This window comes from Acidovorax sp. GW101-3H11, from assembly GCF_001633105.1.
Taxonomy (GTDB): domain Bacteria; phylum Pseudomonadota; class Gammaproteobacteria; order Burkholderiales; family Burkholderiaceae_C; genus Acidovorax.
In genome coordinates, this window is sequence record NZ_LUKZ01000009.1 from 1,010,020 (window position 1) to 1,025,563 (window position 15,544).

Genomic DNA, 15,544 nt, shown 5'->3' on the forward strand with positions numbered 1-15,544 from the left:
CGGCTACGTGAACGAGGCCAAACGACACCTGCAAGGCAAGGTCGCCGTCGTCACCGGCGCATCGTCAGGTATCGGCGAAGCCATTGCCCATGAGCTCAGCGCCGCGGGCTGCAGCCTGGTGCTGACCGCGCGCCGCGCCGAGCGCTTGAATGCGCTGTGCGCCCAGCTCCCCGGCCCGGCAGTCCCCCTGAGCGCAGCGATCGATGAGCCCGCCACGGCGCAGGCTCTGCTGGAGTTGGCCCACCGAACCTACGGCCGCGCCGACATCCTGGTCAACAACGCCGGCATGCTGGTCACCGGCACACTCGAAACCATCGATCTCGATGGCCTGATGCAGATGACGCGCACCAACTACGATGCCGTGGTCCGGACTTCCTATGTGTTTGCGCGCGCATTCAAGCAACAGGGCGCGGGCGCCATCATCAACGTGTCCAGCGTGGGGGCATACCTGAGCCATTCTTCCATGGGCGTGTACGCCGGGTTGAAGCAGGCCGTCGAGGTGTTCAGCACTGCGCTGCGTGTCGAACTCAAAGGCAGTGGCGTGCGTGTGGGCACCATCGCGCCCGGCACCACGGAAACCGAGATCTTTGACCGGCTGCGCGCCTCGGGCCAGCCGGTCCGGGCGGACCAGACACCGGCCCTACAGTCGTCGGATGTCGCGTCCGCCGTGCGTTACATGCTCGAGCAGCCAAAGCACGTTAGCGTGGCGCGCATGCTGATGGTCTCGTCTTCGGAATCAGTCTGAAACGCCGACTCCCGTGCTGGCGGCCCAGCGCGGAAGTCGGCAAGCGGGCTGCGTCATCCCTGTTTGTACTTGGCCAGCAACTCGGGCTCGAGCAGTTCTTCGGGCGTCCGTACGCTCGGGCCGAGGATCGGGCCCACCACTTCATGACCCCAGGTGCTAAGCTTCTCGGGATTGAGTTCGAAGCCGTCGTCATGCCAGGGTTCGAGCTCGGTGATGGTCTCGAGTGCAAAGCCGCCCGGCGAGAAATGGTAGAAGGAAGCGTGCGGATCTTGAGAGTGCTGTCCCAGCGTCATCATCATCGGGATCCCGCGCTGCTTCACGATGTCGTAGGTCTCGCCGACGTCGCGCAGGCTTTTCACAAACAGGCCCACATGCTGGACACCCATCTTCCCAGGCCCGTATCCATAGGCGATATCGTGGCTAGTGTAGCTGTTGAGCTTGGAGCGGTAAAACGCCGTCTGGCCCTTGCCGGCCCCTGGGCCGTAGTAATGGAAGCCCATCAGCTTGACGAAGAAATCCTGCAGTTCGGGTGGCCATTGCGGAGTGATCACGACCAGATGCCCCAACCCCCGCACGCCGGCCACGAAGCCCCCGTGAGGGCGGCCTGGCGTGAAGGAACGGGGCATCCATTTTTGACCATGGAACATCTCATGCTGGTAGCCGACCGGGTCACGAAAACGGAACACTCCCTTGACGCCACGCTGCTCGCACAGGGCCGCATCGCCCATGGTGACTTCCACGCCGTGTTCCTGGAATCGGGCAAACGCCGCCTCGAACTCGATCTTTCCCTTGGCCTCCCAGCCGATGTAGGCCAAGCGATCGATCTTGCCGGGATGGAAGGCAAACCGGTGCCGCCGATCGTCCGTGCGGAAGTAGAGAGAGTCCGGATCTGACGCCGGAGACTGGCCAACCTGAAAACCCATGACCTGCGGTCCATACTCCCGCCATTCGTCCACCTTGGTTGTCTCGAAGCCGAGGTATCCAATACCTATGATGTCCATGTTGATGCTTTCCCGTAAGCTAAAAAAACCGATGCCCCGCAGAACGAGTCATCGGCGACAACCAGCCATGGGATGCGCCAGCGCCCGCCGACGGCAGACCCTGCTGCCCCCCGGCCAATCACGACTGAATCGCTTCGATGACCAGCGCTTCCGCGGGGCAGGCCGCGGCCCCTTCCCTCGCCTCCTCCTCAAGCCCGCCAGGGATGAGCTCGGATTCGACATATACCAAGCCGTTTTCATCCAGCTTGTACACCTCGGGGCAGAGTTGGGCACACAGCCCGTAGCCGCAGCAACGACCGCGATCCACGATCACTCGAAGTGTGGGGGTTTTCCCGTGGGTACTCATAATTTTCCTTTCGATGCAGCGGGTTCGATGTTGCTGCGCGTAGAGACATATGCACATTATTCGATAAAGTGTTGATTTTTACTTCAGGGTTCTCCCTAAACCGCCCTTCGCGCCCCCACACTTTGCACCTGCGCGCAACGACCCACGAGCCGACCCGGTACTCCCGTCCCCACAGGACGTCCCTGAACAGACGTACGATAGATAAAACTCCATACAGAATGCACTTCGCCACTTAGAATGCCCGCTGCTGCAGACAGGTGGAAGTTTTGTGACGCCCCCTCGTTCCAACACTTCCGAGGCAGTGACCTGCATTCAATTGACCACTGGACAACATGGAATCCGTCGTGACCGAAGACAGCTCCGCGCCGGGCAAAGCTCCGACTTTGGCCGACAACTCCAAGAAATCAGGATCGAGCCACGGCGTCATCGTGAAGCCCGTGGTGAATGCCATCGGAGTCCTTCGATACCTCGCGCACAAGGGGGCTCCTGAGCGAGCAGCGGACATAGCGAGGCACCTGGAAATCAATCCAAGCACCTGCTTCAACATCCTCCGAACCCTGGTCTCGGAAGATGTCGTCGATTTCAATCCGCTGTCCAAAACGTACTCTGCAGGCCTTGGGCTGGCTCGCTTGGCAGAGCAGTTGGTGACACAGGGCCAGCGCGTCCAGTTGGCATTGCCGCTCATGCGCGAACTTGCCATCGCGCGCGGAATCACGGTCACGCTCTGGCGCCGGATGGGCAATGACAGGATCGTGCTCGTCAGCTCCGAATCCAGCCCTACGGATCTGCACATCTACATGCCGCTGGGCCAGCGCCTGCCTGTCCTGATGGGGGCCAGCGGCCGGCTTTTCGTTGGGCAGATGAATCTCTCTGAAAACGATCTGCGCGCTGAATTCGCCCGTATTCGCTGGGCACGCGCGCTATCGTTTGAGGAGTATTTGGAACAGGTTCACCTAGCTCAACGCCACGGATGGGCCGTTGACGACGGGTATTTCTCCGACGGCGTCCTTGCGATCGCCGCCCCTGTGCGCGACACCACGCGCAGCATTGCCTACACCGTTTCGGCTGTCATGATCCGCAGCCAGCACAGCGATGCCGAAGTACGGATCAAGGCGCTTGGACAGTCGCTGAAGGAATTGGGCACCCGGCTGGAATCTGTGCTTTTTTGAGACCCAGGCCTGGAAAACAGGCTCAAACACCAGCCACCACTGCAGCCATGCCCCAATCCCGCATCTAGCGGCGGCTGCTCACGTTCGCACGAGCCCACAAGGCTCGCCCCCCAAGTGATGCGCTGAAATCTAGCGGAAGCCGTGAGACATCAGTGTCCAAAAATCGCTCGCCATAGGGGGCGTGTGGGCATGCAGATGACCAACATGACTGGGCTGGTGGACAGCGGCATCGGCGAAATGCCACAGCACAGCAACAACCACCGCAAGGCTCGAGACGGTCGTAAAGATCAAGGAAGGCATTTTGTCTCCATGGTTCGATCCTCTGATGGCAGGACGGCTGTGCACACAGGAAATCAAAGGCACTTTTCCCATAAATGTACAAATTCCAACTTCCTGCGTCAAAACAGAAAGCGCTCCATGCGCCTCTTTCCGCTCAAAACCAGGGAAAACACCGATCCCAACCCAATCCAGCAGCCTGGGACGCGACGACCGCCTGCCCCACTCCACTGGGCCGCTCCCGCCCTTGATCAAGGACCTCTCCGTCACCAGCACTACCCGCCCCAGGCGCGCATTCATGCGCATCGCCTGCGGTCCGTCGGGACCTGTAAGTACAGCCCAAGCCAATCAGGACAACAGAAAGGAATGGCCAGCCAGGGTGAACCCCAATACCCAAAGCAGCGCGGGCCGATCAGAATCAAAAAATTCTAGATACAGAATTTAATTCTTTATGCAAACTATGAAGAAGGCTCCAGCTTGGGTCACGGCGCTCATGCTCATGTGCTTTTTGGCGGGTGCCGATGCATCCGGGGCCGCCGGCTTCCCGGAAAAACCCATCAAGGTCGTGACTCCCTTCACGCCGGGTTCGGCCCCAGACGTCTACACCCGAGCCCTCGCAAGCGAGATGTCCAAAGCTGCAGGAGTGCCTGTTGTGGTCGAAAACCGCCCTGGCGGCAGTTCCGGCATTGCGGCGTAATTGATCGGTTCGGCGAAACCCGATGGATACAACCTTCTGATCTCGGGGAACGTGGCATTCACCGGCAACCCCCACGTGATCAAGAACCTGCCCTACGACCCAGTCAACGGCTTTGTCCCTTTGACGACACTCTCCAAGGGCCCGATGTACCTGTATGTCAATCCGGACAAGGTCAGGGCGGCATCTGCCAAGGAGTTCCTCCAGCAGATCAAGAGCAATCCAGGCCGGTTCACTTTCGGCTACACGAGCATCACCAGCCGCTTGCCCGCCGAGGTACTGCAGCAGACCGCCGCAGTGAAAGTGGTAGGGGCAGCCTATCGCAGCGGCAACTCGATGATGCCGGATCTGATCAGTGGAGAAATCGACTTCATGTTCACCGACTTTTCGGCCTGGACTTACGTCAGTTCCGGAAAAATCAAAGCACTGGCCGTGACCGATGAAGTCCGCAGCCCATTCGCACCCGACCTGCCAACCTTCCGTGAAAGCGGAATCGATGGCATGGACATAGGTTTCTGGCTGGCAGCCTATCTGCCAGCCATGACTCCCGAGCCGATCGTTCAAAAGATGTACCGCTTGCTGGTTCAAGCCAATGAGACGCCGGCAGTGCAAGCAGCCATGAAGGCATCGGGCACGTTAGCGTTCATCCAGCCCCTGGGCCAGCTTGGGAAATACCAAACAAAAGAACGTGATCTATGGGGAAAGATCATTAGGGCCGCAGGCATCCAAGCCGAGTAAGCGGCTGGATCTCATGAAGAGCACCATCAGATGCACACCTCTTGTCAGCCTTTTACCACTGGTTGGTTTCCAGGCTCCGGCCCAGAGCACGGTGAAATAACCTGGCGGGACCCAACCCGCAGGGATACCCTGGACTATCCGTCAGCAATGGCCGCCTCCGTCGAGTGCAACCTGCGGGAACAGCACGCGCTGGACACTGCGGGCGTCGGCATCGTCTTCATCCGCCAACGTGTCATTGTCCGCTGCAACCGGCGATGCGCGGACATTTTCGGATACCCAGACGAGCACGCGCTGGTCGGCGTGGGCAGCGAGCAACTGCATCCCAGCCGAGGCGACTTGCGCAGCCTTGGGCGCGAGGCCTACACCACGCTCAGCGCGGGCCATGCCTATCGCACACAGCGTCGCCTAAGGCGCAAGGACGGCAGCCTGTTTTGGGGAGAGCTTACGGGCCGCCTCATTAACGCCGACAACCTGCACGAGGGCTCAATCTGGATCGTCAGTGACATGGGGGAGAACCTGCTCGCGCAACAGGCCCTGAATGAAGCGCACGAGCAGTTCAAGCAGCGGCCTCAGCGGGGGCTCAGGGCCACCGTGGAGAACCTGCACCGCGAAATCACCGACCGCAAGCTCGACCAGGAGCGCATTTACTGGATGGCGCACTACGACGCGCTCACGGGCCTGCCTAACCGAACACTGCTGGCCGAGCACACCGAGCGAGCCATTGAATTGGCCCGAGCCAGCGGCAGGCAACTGGCAGTGATGTTTCTCGATCTCGACCATTTCAAGCACGTCAACGACTCGCTGAACCACCGCGTCGGCGATACGCTGCTGATTGAGTTTGCTCGAAGGCTGCGCACAGTCGTGAACCAGTGTGACACCGTGGCACGCATCGGCGGCGACGAGTTCGTGCTGCTCCTACCCAACGCCAATGCCCAGGGCGCCGAGCGCATCGCCGCCAAACTGCAGAAGGCATCGCACCTGACGTATCGGATCGACCACCACGAGCTCATGATCGCCCCCTCCATCGGGATCGCGCTGTATCCCGATGACGGCCATGACATTGACTCCCTGACCCAGGCCGCCGACACGGCCATGTACCACGCCAAGCGGGCCGGCCGCGACACCTACCGCTTCTTCACGCCGCAGATGCAGGCCCAGTCGCGGCGCGCGCTGCAAGTGGAAAACGCGCTGCGCCGCGCACTGGATCGCAACCAACTCTCGCTGCACTACCAGCCCCAAGTCACGCTACGCACCGGCCGCGTCCACAGCGTGGAAGCCTTGCTGCGCTGGGACCATCCCGAACTGGGCCGCGTCTCGCCGGCCGAATTCATCCCCATCGCCGAGGACAGCGGCCAAATCCTGCAGATCGGCGAATGGGTGCTGCGCACTGCCATGCGGCAATTGCAGACGTGGCGCCAGGACGGACTGCGCGATTTGAAGGTGGCCGTGAACCTCTCTGCCATTCAGTTCCGCCAGCCGCAACTGCCTGAAATCATCAACTCCATACTGCAGGACACCGGAATCCCTCCCGATTCGCTGGAACTGGAGCTGACCGAGGGCGTGGCCATCAATGATCCGCACCAAGCCGCTGCCACGATGGACAAGCTGCGAGCCCGCGGTGTGCGCCTGTCGATGGACGATTTCGGCACTGGCTACTCTTCCCTGAGCCAGCTCAAGCGCTTCCAGATCTACAAGCTCAAGATCGACCAGTCCTTCGTCCAGGATCTGGATCGGAACAACAACGATCGTGCCATCGTCAGCGCCATCATCCGCATGGCCCAGGCCCTGGGCATGCAGACCACAGCCGAGGGCGTGGAAACCGAAGCGCAACTGGAGTTCCTGCGCGAGGAGGGCTGCGACGAAGCCCAGGGCTACCACTTCAGCCGCCCGCTGCCGTCAGGTGAACTCGGACAGTTCCTGCGCAGCCAGCCTGGATGGCTGCCATAACGCCTCCGGAAAAGGCGTGCAATTGCGGCACCAACCCCAAGAAAACAAAGCGTGGCAAGCGCATACAGCTTCCAAATTAATAGCAAAAAATCACTTTGATCTAGGGCGCAAGCCGAAATTACCTCGGCTCAGATGTGCACTGGATTGCCGGACTCCAGGCCCCTCATCCGCATGGCGCCGAAATGTTCCAGGGAGGCGCCCACCTAGCCGGTTCGGCTAGTGGTATTCCCTAGAATCGCATGTATTCCTTGCCAAATATGAACATTATTCTTGAATCTGTACAGTATTTGATCTAGCATCCCACCCTATGCCGTTGGTTCGGCCACCCCGAGCCAAGCCCCATCGCCTCACCCTCTGGAGACAAGATGAAACTGGAAGATCTCATCCTCGTCAGCGTTGACGATCACGCCATCGAGCCACCCAATGCATTCGCCCGCCATATGCCCGCGAAGTACAAGGGGCGCGAGCCCCGCGTCGAGAACCACAAAGGTCGCGACGTCTGGGTGTTCGAGGAAAAAGCCACGGGCTACATGGGCCTGAACTCGGTGGTCGGCCGCCCCAAAGAGGAATACGGCATGGAGCCGCTGGGCTACGAACAGATGCGCCGCGGCACTTGGGACATCAAGGCCCGTGTCGATGACATGAATGCCAATGGCGTTCTGGGTTCGATCTGCTTCCCGACCTTCCCGGGTTTTGCGGGACAGCGGTTTCAGAGCTACGAAGACCGCGGTGTCTCGCTCGCAGCCATCCAGGCCTACAACGACTGGCATCTGCACGATTGGTGCAACGCTGCACCGGGCCGCTTCATTCCCTTGATGATGGCTCCTTGGTTCGACATGCAGGCGGCGGCGGCGGAAGTCCAGCGCCTGGCCAAGCAGGGTGTGCATGCCCTCACGTTCTCCGACAACCCTACCGTGCATGGGTACCCGTCCATCCACAACAGCTACTGGGATCCCCTGTGGAAGGCATGCGCGGACAACGACGTGGTGATCTGCTGCCACATCGGCACCGGCGTCAAAGCGGCCCATGCATCCGACGAGTCGCCGATCGATGCCTGGATCACGTCGATGCCCATCTCCATCTCCAACTCCGCCGCCGACTGGATCTGGGCCCCCATGTGGAAGAAATTCCCCAAGCTGCGTATGGCCCTGTCCGAAGGCGGCATCGGCTGGATCCCCTACCTGCTGGAACGCGCCAACTTCACCCACAACCACCACAACGCCTGGACCAACTCCAACTTTGGCGGCAAGAAGCCCAGCGACGTCTTCAACGAGCACATCATCACCTGCTTCATCGAGGACGAGTTCGGCCTGCGCAATCTGGACTTCATCAATGTCGACAAGGTCACCTGGGAATGCGACTACCCGCACTCCGACTGCACATGGCCGGAATCCGCCAACGTGTTCTGGAAGCAATCTCAGCACCTGAGCGACGAGGTCATCAACAAGATCACGCACCTGAATGCGATGCGCGAGTTCTCCTACGACCCCTTCGCCATCCTGGGCCGCGAAAACTGCACCGTCGGCGCGCTGAAGGCGCAGGCCAAGCACGTGAGCATCGAGCCGGCCTGCGGCATGGGTGGCGCGGCTCCGCTCCGTGACCCGGAGCGTCCGGTCACCTCGGGCGACATCAACAAGATGTTTGCCGCCGCCGACGCCCAGACCGCCTTGTAACCCGCCATCGGCATCAACCCAGGAAACCGGCCGTACCCTATGGCGCTTGCATCTTTCCAATACCACCGCATCCCCGCAGACGTCGAGCCGCTCCGGGCCGAGGTGAGGCGCTTTCTCGCCACCGCACTCAAGGATCGGAGCGCCCTGCGCCGCGCGGACTCGTGGATGGGCGCCGACCCGGCCTTCAGCCGGGAATTGGGGTGCCGCGGCTGGCTTGGCATGACCTTGCCACACCAGTATGGCGGCCACGACGCCAGCCCTTGGGCGCGCTATGTCGTGATCGAAGAGCTGCTGGCGGCCGGGGCCCCCGTCTCCGCCCACTGGATCGCCGACCGCCAGAGCGGCCCCCTGATCCTGCGCTATGGCACGGAAGCCCAGCGCCAGAAGTACTTGCCTGGGATCTGCAAGGGCGAGGTCTATTTCTGCATCGGCATGAGCGAGCCCAACTCGGGCTCGGACCTCGCTTCGATCCGCAGCCGCGCGGTGCGTGATGAAGCGGCGGGCGATGGCAGCTGGCGGCTGAGCGGCCAGAAGGTCTGGACCACCAATGCCCACCACGCGCAATACATGATCGCCCTGGTGCGCACGGGTGCTGCTACGGGCGAGAAGGCTGCGCGCCATGAAGGCATGTCGCAGTTCATCATTGACCTGAAGGCCGCCGGCGTCACGGTGCGCCCGATCCGTGACCTGGCGGGCGGTGAACACTTCAACGAGGTCTACCTCGACGACGTCCGCCTGGATGCCGATGCCTTGATCGGCACCGAAGGCCAGGGCTGGGAACAAGTCACCGCGGAACTCGCCTTCGAGCGCAGCGGGCCAGAGCGTTTCCTGAGCAGCATGGCGCTGCTGCACACGCTGATCGACGCCGTCGGAGCACAACCGGATGCCCTGCAGGCCCATGCCGTGGGTCGCCTGAGCGCGCGCCTTGTCGTGCTGCGCCAGATGTCGCTGGCGGTCACGGCCGAGTTGGCCGCAGGAGGCAACCCCGCCTGGGCGGCCTCCTGCCTGAAGGATCTGGGTGCTGCGTTTGAGCAGGAGATCCCTGAACTCGCCCAACAGGTGCTCGATGTGGCGCCCGCCGTCGGCGGGGGCAGTGACCATGCGCAAGTGCTGGCGGCCTTGATGCAGATGGCACCTTCTTTCTCGCTGCGTGGTGGCACACGCGAAATCCTGCGCGGCATCATCGCCCGCGGTCTCGGGCTGCGTTGAGAACACAAGCATGCGTGAATTGTTTGAATCCACCATCGAGCGGCTGCTGGCCGATCTCGTCACCCCGGAACTGATCCGCCACTGCGAGGCGGGCCACTGGCCGGCCGACCTGTGGGCAGCCCTCGAATCATCCGGGTTCGCTGTGGCCGCCGCGCCGGAACACCTGGGCGGCGCTGGCGCCTCCTGGGAAGACCTGTACGGGGTCGTGAAGGCTGCAGGACGCCACAATCTGCCCCTGCCCCTGCCCGAGACCATGTTCGCGAACTGGTTGCTGGGCCAGTGCGGGATCGAGGCCCGCAATGAACCGCTGGGCATCTCCATGCGCAGCACGCTGTCGCTCAACCATGCCGCAAAAGGAGCTTTCTTCGACGCACCCTGGGTTGCGCCTGCGGAAACCCTCGTCACAGGCACGCTGTGCGACGTACCCTGGGGGCGCGATGTGGAGCACGTCGTCGCTCTCGTCCCCGGCGAACGAACGACGTTGATCCTGCTGTCGCGCCGCGACGCGGAAGTGAGCACCAAGCAGAACACCGCCGGCGAGCCGCGGGACGACCTCAGCTTCAAGAACACCACGCCCATCGCGATCGCGGATGTCCCCGCCGATTGGCCCGACGATGTGATCTGGTGGGGAGGGGCCATGCTGCGCACGGCCCAGATGGCCGGAGCCCTCGAAACCACGCTGGATCTGAGCACCCGCTACGCCACCGAGCGGGTTCAATTCGGCAAGCCCATCAGCGCATTTCAGGCCATTCAGCACCAGTTGGCGCAGATGGCTCAGCACACGGGCAGCGCGCTCGTCAGCGCCGAGGCCGCCTTCGCGGAATCGGGCAGCCAACTGGCGGCCTGGCAGATTGCCGCGGCCAAGGTCTGCGGCGCAGAAGCCGCCGGTGCGGTGGCCGCCATGGCCCATGCAGTGCACGGCGCCATCGGCTTTACGCACGAGCATGCGCTGCAGTTGGGCACCCGCCGGCTCTGGGCCTGGCGCAGCGAGTTCGGCAACCAGGGGCACTGGACACAGCGGCTGGGAAGGGCCGTCGCCCAAGGCGGCTCTGCCTCGCTGTGGCCTGCCGTAACCAGTGGCCGCCTGGCAGCCCTGTCCTCCACATGAATTCCCACCCCATGAGCGAACAAAGCCCTACCCCCTTCTTGCTGATCGAACGCGACGGCCCCGTGCTGACCGCCCGGTTGAACCGTCCCGAGACGCGCAACGCCCTGACCGATCCCGCGCACATGGATGAACTGGTGGCCCTGTGCCGCCAGATTCGTGCAGACCACAGCATCAAGGCCCTGGTGCTGACCGGCGAAGGCAGTGCTTTCTGCGCTGGCGGCAATGTGAAGGACATGCAGCAGCGCGGCGGCATTTTCGCGGGCAGCCCCTACGAGGTGCGCGACAGTTACCGCGACACCATCCAGCGCATTCCCCTCGCGCTCTACGAGCTCGACGTGCCGGTGATCGCAGCGGTGAATGGTCCTGCGATTGGCGCGGGCCTGGATCTGGCCTGCATGTGCGACATCCGGATTGCGAGTGACAAGGCCCTGTTCGCGGAGAGCTTCGTCAAGGTCGGCATCGTGCCCGGGGACGGTGGCGCCTGGCTGCTGCCGCGCGTGATCGGCATGCCCAAGGCCAGCCTCCTGGCCTTCACCGGCGACACCATCGATGCCGCCAAGGCGCTGTCCTGGGGCCTGGTTGCCGACGTTTTTCCCGCCGACCAGTTGCTGGGCCAGGCACAGGCGCTCGCCCAGCGCATCGCCCTCAACCCGTCGCATGCGCTTCGGTTAACCAAGCGCCTGCTGCGCGAAGGCCAGCATGTGCGCCTTGACACGCTGCTGGAGCTCTCATCGGCTTACCAAGCGTTGTCCCACCACACCGAAGACCACCTCGAAGCCGTCAACGCCTTTCTGGACAAGCGCCCCGCGCAGTTCACCGGACGCTGATGGCGAGCCCCCAGAACCAGGACATTTCCATGCGCCCCGTATTCCGAGAAGACCACGAGCAGTTCCGCGAACAGGCCCGCCGCTTCATTGAACGTGAGATCGTGCCCCACCTGCACGCCTGGGAGGCCGAGGGTATCGTGCCCAAGAGCGTCTGGCTCAAGGCTGGCGAAGCCGGCCTGCTGTGCTCCACCGTCCCTGAAGCGTACGGCGGCGCGGGCGGCGATTTCGGCCATTCGGCCGTGATGATCGAAGAACTTGCGCGGGTCAACGCCACCGCGGTCGGATTCACCACACACTCGGAAATCGTCGCGCCCTATATCGTGGCCTACGGCACGGAAGAGCAGAAACAGCGGTGGCTGCCCAAGATGGTGAGCGGCGAGACGATTGGCGTGATCGCAATGAGCGAGCCCGGTATAGGCAGCGACCTGCGCAGCATGCGCACCACCGCCGTGCGCGGCGAAGACATCTATACCATCAACGGCCAGAAGACCTTCATCACCAACGGGGGCAACGCGGATCTGGCCGTGACGGCCACCAAGCTGGATCCGGCAGCCAAGGAGCTGACGCTAATCTGCGTCGAAACCGACCAACCTGGTTTTTCCAAGGGCCGCAGGCTCGAAAAAATCGGACTCAAGGGCCAGGACACGTCGGAGCTCTTCTTCGACAACGTCTCGGTTCCGATGGCAAACCGGCTCGGCGAAGAAGGCCAGGGCTTCAAGTACCTGACCCACCAACTGGCCTGGGAACGCACCATCATCGGCATCCGCGCGGCCGCATCGATCGACTCGCTCATCGAACAGACGATCCAGTACACCCGCGACCGCAAGGTGTTCGGCAAGACAGTGTTCGACTTCCAGAACACCAAATTCAAGCTCGCCGAATGCAAGGCCCAGGCCACCATGCTGCGCGTGTTCGTCGACGACTGCCTGGCCAAGGCGATGCGTGGAGAACTCAGCGCGGAAGTCGGTGCCATGTGCAAGCTCATGGGCTCCGAAATGCAGGGCAAGATCCTGGACGAACTGCTGCAACTGCACGGGGGCTACGGCTTCATGAGCGAGTACATGATCAGCCGCGCCTGGGTCGATGCCCGAGTGGCGCGCATTTACGGCGGAACCAGTGAAATCATGAAAGAAATCATCAGCCGATCGCTCTGATTACCGATTCAATTTTAAGGAGACCCCATGCCGCAAATCATCTATGTCACACCCGATGGCAAACGTACCGAGCTGGACGTGGCCGAAGGCACCAGCGTCATGCAAGCCGCGCTCGCCAATGGGCTTCCAGGCATGAACGCCGACTGCGGCGGCGCCTGCCAATGCGCGACCTGCCACGTATACGTCGAGCAACCCTGGGCCGAGCAGCTCAGCTCTATCGACGACACCGAAGATGCCATGCTGGACTGCACAGGCGAGCCCCGTCAACCCCACAGTCGGCTGTCGTGCCAGATCATGGTCACGGCGGCCCTGGATGGTATGGTGGTGCGCTTGCCCGCGGCGCAGTAGCGGGCGGGCACGGGGGAGCCCGGTGCGGAGCGCCCCCCACCAACTCGCCACCGCTTCGTGCACTGCACGCCCATCTCCCCGCGTCCCGCCAGACGGCCCGCATGCGAAAGGGAAGCATCATGATCAAGCGCCCAGACCACTTCACCATCGTGACGGATCAGTTGGAGGCGACGCGGGCTTTCTACGTGGATCTGCTCGGCATGCGCGAGGGCCCGCGCCCTCCATTTCCGATTCCGGGGTTATGGCTCTATGCGGGGAATCAGCCCATCCTGCATGTGGTCGCTGTGGATCGAATGCCTATGCCCCGTCGTGGCGCGCTCGATCACATGGCCTATTGGGCCGAGGGATTGCAGGAGACCGCCGCCACCTTGCGTTCGCACAATGTGGGGCTGCGACTCATCCGTGCGCCAGGATCGGTCAGGACATGGCAACTGTTTTTCTCCGATCCCAATGGCGTTGAAGTCGAACTGGACTTCGCCGAAACCGAAGCCCCGCCCAAAGACTGGAAAACACTTTCCAGCAGCCGCCGCTAGATCAGGCCTTCATAGCTGCCGCCGTCGACCTGCAGATTCTGGCCACTGATGTAGCCCGCCTGGGCCGAGCACAGGAAAGCGCAAGCATCCGCGAACTCCTCAGGTCGCCCAAACCGCCTGGCAGCGACCGGTTTGAGCAACTCCGCGCGGGCTTGCTCTTGGGAAATCTGCCTGCGCTGGGCCAGTTGCCCAGTCATGTATGCGATGCGGTCGGTCTCGATGCGTTCGGGCAGCAGGTTGTTGATGGTGACGTTGTCCCGCACCACCTCGATGGACATGGCCTTCGAGAAGGCGGTCAGGCCCGCTCGCGAGGCCGTCGAGAGTCCGAGCATCAGCTTCGGCGATTTCACCATGGCCGACGTGATGTTGACGATGCGCCCGAAGCGGCGCTCCCGCATCCCGGGCACCACCGCCTGGATCAGCAAAATGCCGCTGAGCATGTTGCTCTCGACGGCCGCGATCCACGTTGCGTGGTCCCATTGCCCGGCTTCGCCTGGCGCTGGCCCGCCGTTGTTGGTCACCAAGATGTCAGGGGACGGACAGGCGGCCAGCAGCGCGGCGCGCCCCGCATCGGTGCCGACATCCCCCATGACGGCGACCGGAGGCTGGCCCGACACCGCCGCGATCTCCGCAGCGGCTGCATGCAGCGCCTGCGCATTGCGGCCATTGATGACCACCATGCAGCCTTCCCGCGCGAGCGCCAAGGCGCATGCCTTCCCGAGTCCTCTCGAAGAAGCGCAAATGATGGCCTTGCGGCCAGCGATGCCCAGATCCATCGGTCACTTCCTATTCGAGCTTGCCCATGCGCCGAACCGCCTGGTTCATGCGTGCAGCGTCCTGACTCCAGAATGCCCGGAACTCGTCCGCGTCGAGGTAAGCGGGAGTTCCCTCTGCCTTGAGCAACGCTTGCTTGAATTCGGGATTCTCGGCGGCGATGCGAAACGCCGACTGCAACCGCTCCATCACGGTCGGTGACACGTCAAACGGTACGAAAGCCCCCGTCCACGGCAGCACGCCCACGTTCAGTCCCGAGGCCTCGGTGCTTGGAGCGGACGGGAACTGTGGCCACGCCTCCGCCCCCACGGTGGCCAGGACGCGCAGCTTACCCGCCCGGACATGGGAAGCGATCAAGGAACGCGGCAACATCGTGAAATCGACCTGGCCGCCAAGCAGCCCCACCATCAGGGGCGCGCCTCCCGCATAGGGGATGTGGTTGAGCTTGAGCCCGGCCTCATGGGCAAAGATCTCCACCGGAATGTGCACGGTGCCATAGTTCCCTGACGAGCCATAGCTCATCTCGCCGGGCCGCGAACGCGCACGGACCATCAGGTCGCTCAAGGTTTGCAGAGGGCTATCGGCCCTCACCACGATAGCGAGCGGATCGGTGCTGATGCGCGCCACCGGCTTGAGCTGGCTCAGCAGGAATGCCGGCTTTTGCTGGTTGACTTGGGCTTGCTCAGGCAAGGTTGACAAGCTCGACAGCGTGAAGAGGATCGAATAGCCGTCAGGCTTGGCGCTGGCGACGGCGGCCGCGCCGATCGCACCGGCCGCGCCCGCGCGGTTCTGAACCACCACGGGCTGGCCAAGCACCCGCTCCAGCGACGGCGCGAACTGCCGCGCCACGCTGTCGGCAAGGCCTCCAGGCGGAAAAGGTACCACCAGGTTCACGGGCCGGCGAGGAAAGGCATCCTGGGCAGCAAGCGGATTGGAAGCAATGCCGGCCGCACTCACGAGCAGCCAACGGCGACGAGACATCTGGAACGGGTTCTTCATGGG

The 15,544-nt window shown here is 62.7% G+C and carries 17 protein-coding genes; 12 read left to right on the top strand and 5 right to left on the bottom strand.

Annotated elements, in window-relative coordinates:
* The first annotated feature begins 7 nt into the window (after positions 1–7).
* Positions 8–745 (top strand): SDR family oxidoreductase, encoded by a 738-nt coding sequence (locus A1D30_RS10610; protein WP_063460647.1) that lies wholly within the window; start codon positions 8–10, stop codon positions 743–745.
* A 53-nt stretch (positions 746–798) separates the two neighbouring features.
* Here A1D30_RS10610 and A1D30_RS10615 read toward each other — a convergent pair whose 3' ends face one another.
* Positions 799–1,746, bottom strand: coding sequence for a VOC family protein (locus A1D30_RS10615; protein WP_063460648.1), 948 nt, complete (start codon positions 1,744–1,746; stop codon positions 799–801).
* Between the two features lie 118 nt (positions 1,747–1,864).
* Positions 1,865–2,149, bottom strand: coding sequence for a ferredoxin (locus A1D30_RS10620; RefSeq protein WP_347336234.1), 285 nt, complete (start codon positions 2,147–2,149; stop codon positions 1,865–1,867).
* 275 nt (positions 2,150–2,424) lie between these two features.
* Between A1D30_RS10620 and A1D30_RS10625 the strand changes: the two genes are divergently transcribed.
* Positions 2,425–3,261 (top strand): IclR family transcriptional regulator, encoded by an 837-nt coding sequence (locus A1D30_RS10625; RefSeq protein WP_082836396.1) that lies wholly within the window; start codon positions 2,425–2,427, stop codon positions 3,259–3,261.
* Between the two features lie 129 nt (positions 3,262–3,390).
* On the opposite strand, the gene A1D30_RS25500 is transcribed toward A1D30_RS10625, so the two are convergent.
* Positions 3,391–3,837 (bottom strand): hypothetical protein, encoded by a 447-nt coding sequence (locus A1D30_RS25500; protein ID WP_131798446.1) that lies wholly within the window; start codon positions 3,835–3,837, stop codon positions 3,391–3,393.
* Positions 3,838–3,997: 160 nt separating this feature from the next.
* On the opposite strand from A1D30_RS25500, the gene A1D30_RS26220 reads away from it, so the two are divergent.
* The 10 genes from A1D30_RS26220 (at position 3,998) to A1D30_RS10670 (ending at position 13,768) form a co-directional block, all read left to right on the top strand.
* Positions 3,998–4,234, top strand: coding sequence for a hypothetical protein (locus tag A1D30_RS26220; RefSeq protein WP_131798447.1), 237 nt, complete (start codon positions 3,998–4,000; stop codon positions 4,232–4,234).
* Positions 4,235–4,969 carry a tripartite tricarboxylate transporter substrate binding protein gene (locus tag A1D30_RS10630; RefSeq protein WP_082836398.1) on the top strand — a complete coding sequence of 245 codons (735 nt, stop codon included), beginning with the start codon at positions 4,235–4,237 and terminating at the stop codon, positions 4,967–4,969.
* 147 nt (positions 4,970–5,116) lie between these two features.
* Entirely contained in the window at positions 5,117–6,916 is a 1,800-nt protein-coding gene (locus tag A1D30_RS10635; RefSeq protein WP_063460649.1) for an EAL domain-containing protein, read from the top strand.
* A 365-nt stretch (positions 6,917–7,281) separates the two neighbouring features.
* Positions 7,282–8,589 (top strand): amidohydrolase family protein, encoded by a 1,308-nt coding sequence (locus tag A1D30_RS10640; protein ID WP_060986060.1) that lies wholly within the window; start codon positions 7,282–7,284, stop codon positions 8,587–8,589.
* Positions 8,590–8,628: 39 nt separating this feature from the next.
* Complete coding sequence (locus A1D30_RS10645; protein WP_060986061.1) at positions 8,629–9,798, top strand: acyl-CoA dehydrogenase family protein; 1,170 nt, start codon at positions 8,629–8,631, stop codon at positions 9,796–9,798.
* Positions 9,799–9,808: 10 nt separating this feature from the next.
* A complete protein-coding gene (locus A1D30_RS10650) occupies positions 9,809–10,906 on the top strand; it encodes an acyl-CoA dehydrogenase family protein (protein ID WP_063460650.1) in 1,098 nt (365 codons plus the stop codon).
* A gap of 11 nt (positions 10,907–10,917) precedes the next feature.
* On the top strand, positions 10,918–11,733 hold the full coding sequence (locus tag A1D30_RS10655) for a crotonase/enoyl-CoA hydratase family protein (protein WP_060987151.1): 816 nt from the start codon (positions 10,918–10,920) through the stop codon (positions 11,731–11,733).
* Between the two features lie 29 nt (positions 11,734–11,762).
* Positions 11,763–12,887 carry an acyl-CoA dehydrogenase family protein gene (locus A1D30_RS10660; protein WP_063460921.1) on the top strand — a complete coding sequence of 375 codons (1,125 nt, stop codon included), beginning with the start codon at positions 11,763–11,765 and terminating at the stop codon, positions 12,885–12,887.
* Positions 12,888–12,914: 27 nt separating this feature from the next.
* Positions 12,915–13,235, top strand: a complete 321-nt coding sequence (locus A1D30_RS10665) for a 2Fe-2S iron-sulfur cluster-binding protein (RefSeq protein ID WP_060987152.1) — start codon at positions 12,915–12,917, stop codon at positions 13,233–13,235.
* A gap of 119 nt (positions 13,236–13,354) precedes the next feature.
* Positions 13,355–13,768 carry a VOC family protein gene (locus A1D30_RS10670; RefSeq protein ID WP_063460922.1) on the top strand — a complete coding sequence of 138 codons (414 nt, stop codon included), beginning with the start codon at positions 13,355–13,357 and terminating at the stop codon, positions 13,766–13,768.
* On the opposite strand, the gene A1D30_RS10675 is transcribed toward A1D30_RS10670, so the two are convergent.
* Positions 13,765–14,544, bottom strand: coding sequence for an SDR family oxidoreductase (locus A1D30_RS10675; RefSeq protein WP_063460651.1), 780 nt, complete (start codon positions 14,542–14,544; stop codon positions 13,765–13,767). The two genes, A1D30_RS10670 and A1D30_RS10675, sit on opposite strands and share 4 nt — an antisense overlap.
* A 10-nt stretch (positions 14,545–14,554) precedes the next feature.
* A complete protein-coding gene (locus tag A1D30_RS10680) occupies positions 14,555–15,541 on the bottom strand; it encodes a tripartite tricarboxylate transporter substrate binding protein (protein ID WP_157891323.1) in 987 nt (328 codons plus the stop codon).
* Positions 15,542–15,544 lie beyond the last annotated feature (3 nt).

Bases quoted from the DNA above. Each gene is read 5' to 3' on its own strand.
- A1D30_RS25500 (WP_131798446.1), bottom strand. From the start codon at position 3,837: ATGAATGCGCGCCTGGGGCGGGTAGTGCTGGTGACGGAGAGGTCCTTG.
- A1D30_RS10670 (WP_063460922.1), top strand. From the start codon at position 13,355: ATGATCAAGCGCCCAGACCACTTCACCATCGTGACGGATCAGTTGGAG.
- A1D30_RS10640 (WP_060986060.1), top strand. From the start codon at position 7,282: ATGAAACTGGAAGATCTCATCCTCGTCAGCGTTGACGATCACGCCATC.
- A1D30_RS10655 (WP_060987151.1), top strand. From the start codon at position 10,918: ATGAGCGAACAAAGCCCTACCCCCTTCTTGCTGATCGAACGCGACGGC.
- A1D30_RS10625 (WP_082836396.1), top strand. From the start codon at position 2,425: ATGGAATCCGTCGTGACCGAAGACAGCTCCGCGCCGGGCAAAGCTCCG.
- A1D30_RS10675 (WP_063460651.1), bottom strand. From the start codon at position 14,544: ATGGATCTGGGCATCGCTGGCCGCAAGGCCATCATTTGCGCTTCTTCG.
- A1D30_RS10650 (WP_063460650.1), top strand. From the start codon at position 9,809: ATGCGTGAATTGTTTGAATCCACCATCGAGCGGCTGCTGGCCGATCTC.
- A1D30_RS10645 (WP_060986061.1), top strand. From the start codon at position 8,629: ATGGCGCTTGCATCTTTCCAATACCACCGCATCCCCGCAGACGTCGAG.
- A1D30_RS26220 (WP_131798447.1), top strand. From the start codon at position 3,998: ATGAAGAAGGCTCCAGCTTGGGTCACGGCGCTCATGCTCATGTGCTTT.
- A1D30_RS10615 (WP_063460648.1), bottom strand. From the start codon at position 1,746: ATGGACATCATAGGTATTGGATACCTCGGCTTCGAGACAACCAAGGTG.
- A1D30_RS10620 (WP_347336234.1), bottom strand. From the start codon at position 2,149: ATGTGCATATGTCTCTACGCGCAGCAACATCGAACCCGCTGCATCGAA.
- A1D30_RS10635 (WP_063460649.1), top strand. From the start codon at position 5,117: ATGGCCGCCTCCGTCGAGTGCAACCTGCGGGAACAGCACGCGCTGGAC.
- A1D30_RS10680 (WP_157891323.1), bottom strand. From the start codon at position 15,541: ATGAAGAACCCGTTCCAGATGTCTCGTCGCCGTTGGCTGCTCGTGAGT.
- A1D30_RS10660 (WP_063460921.1), top strand. From the start codon at position 11,763: ATGCGCCCCGTATTCCGAGAAGACCACGAGCAGTTCCGCGAACAGGCC.
- A1D30_RS10665 (WP_060987152.1), top strand. From the start codon at position 12,915: ATGCCGCAAATCATCTATGTCACACCCGATGGCAAACGTACCGAGCTG.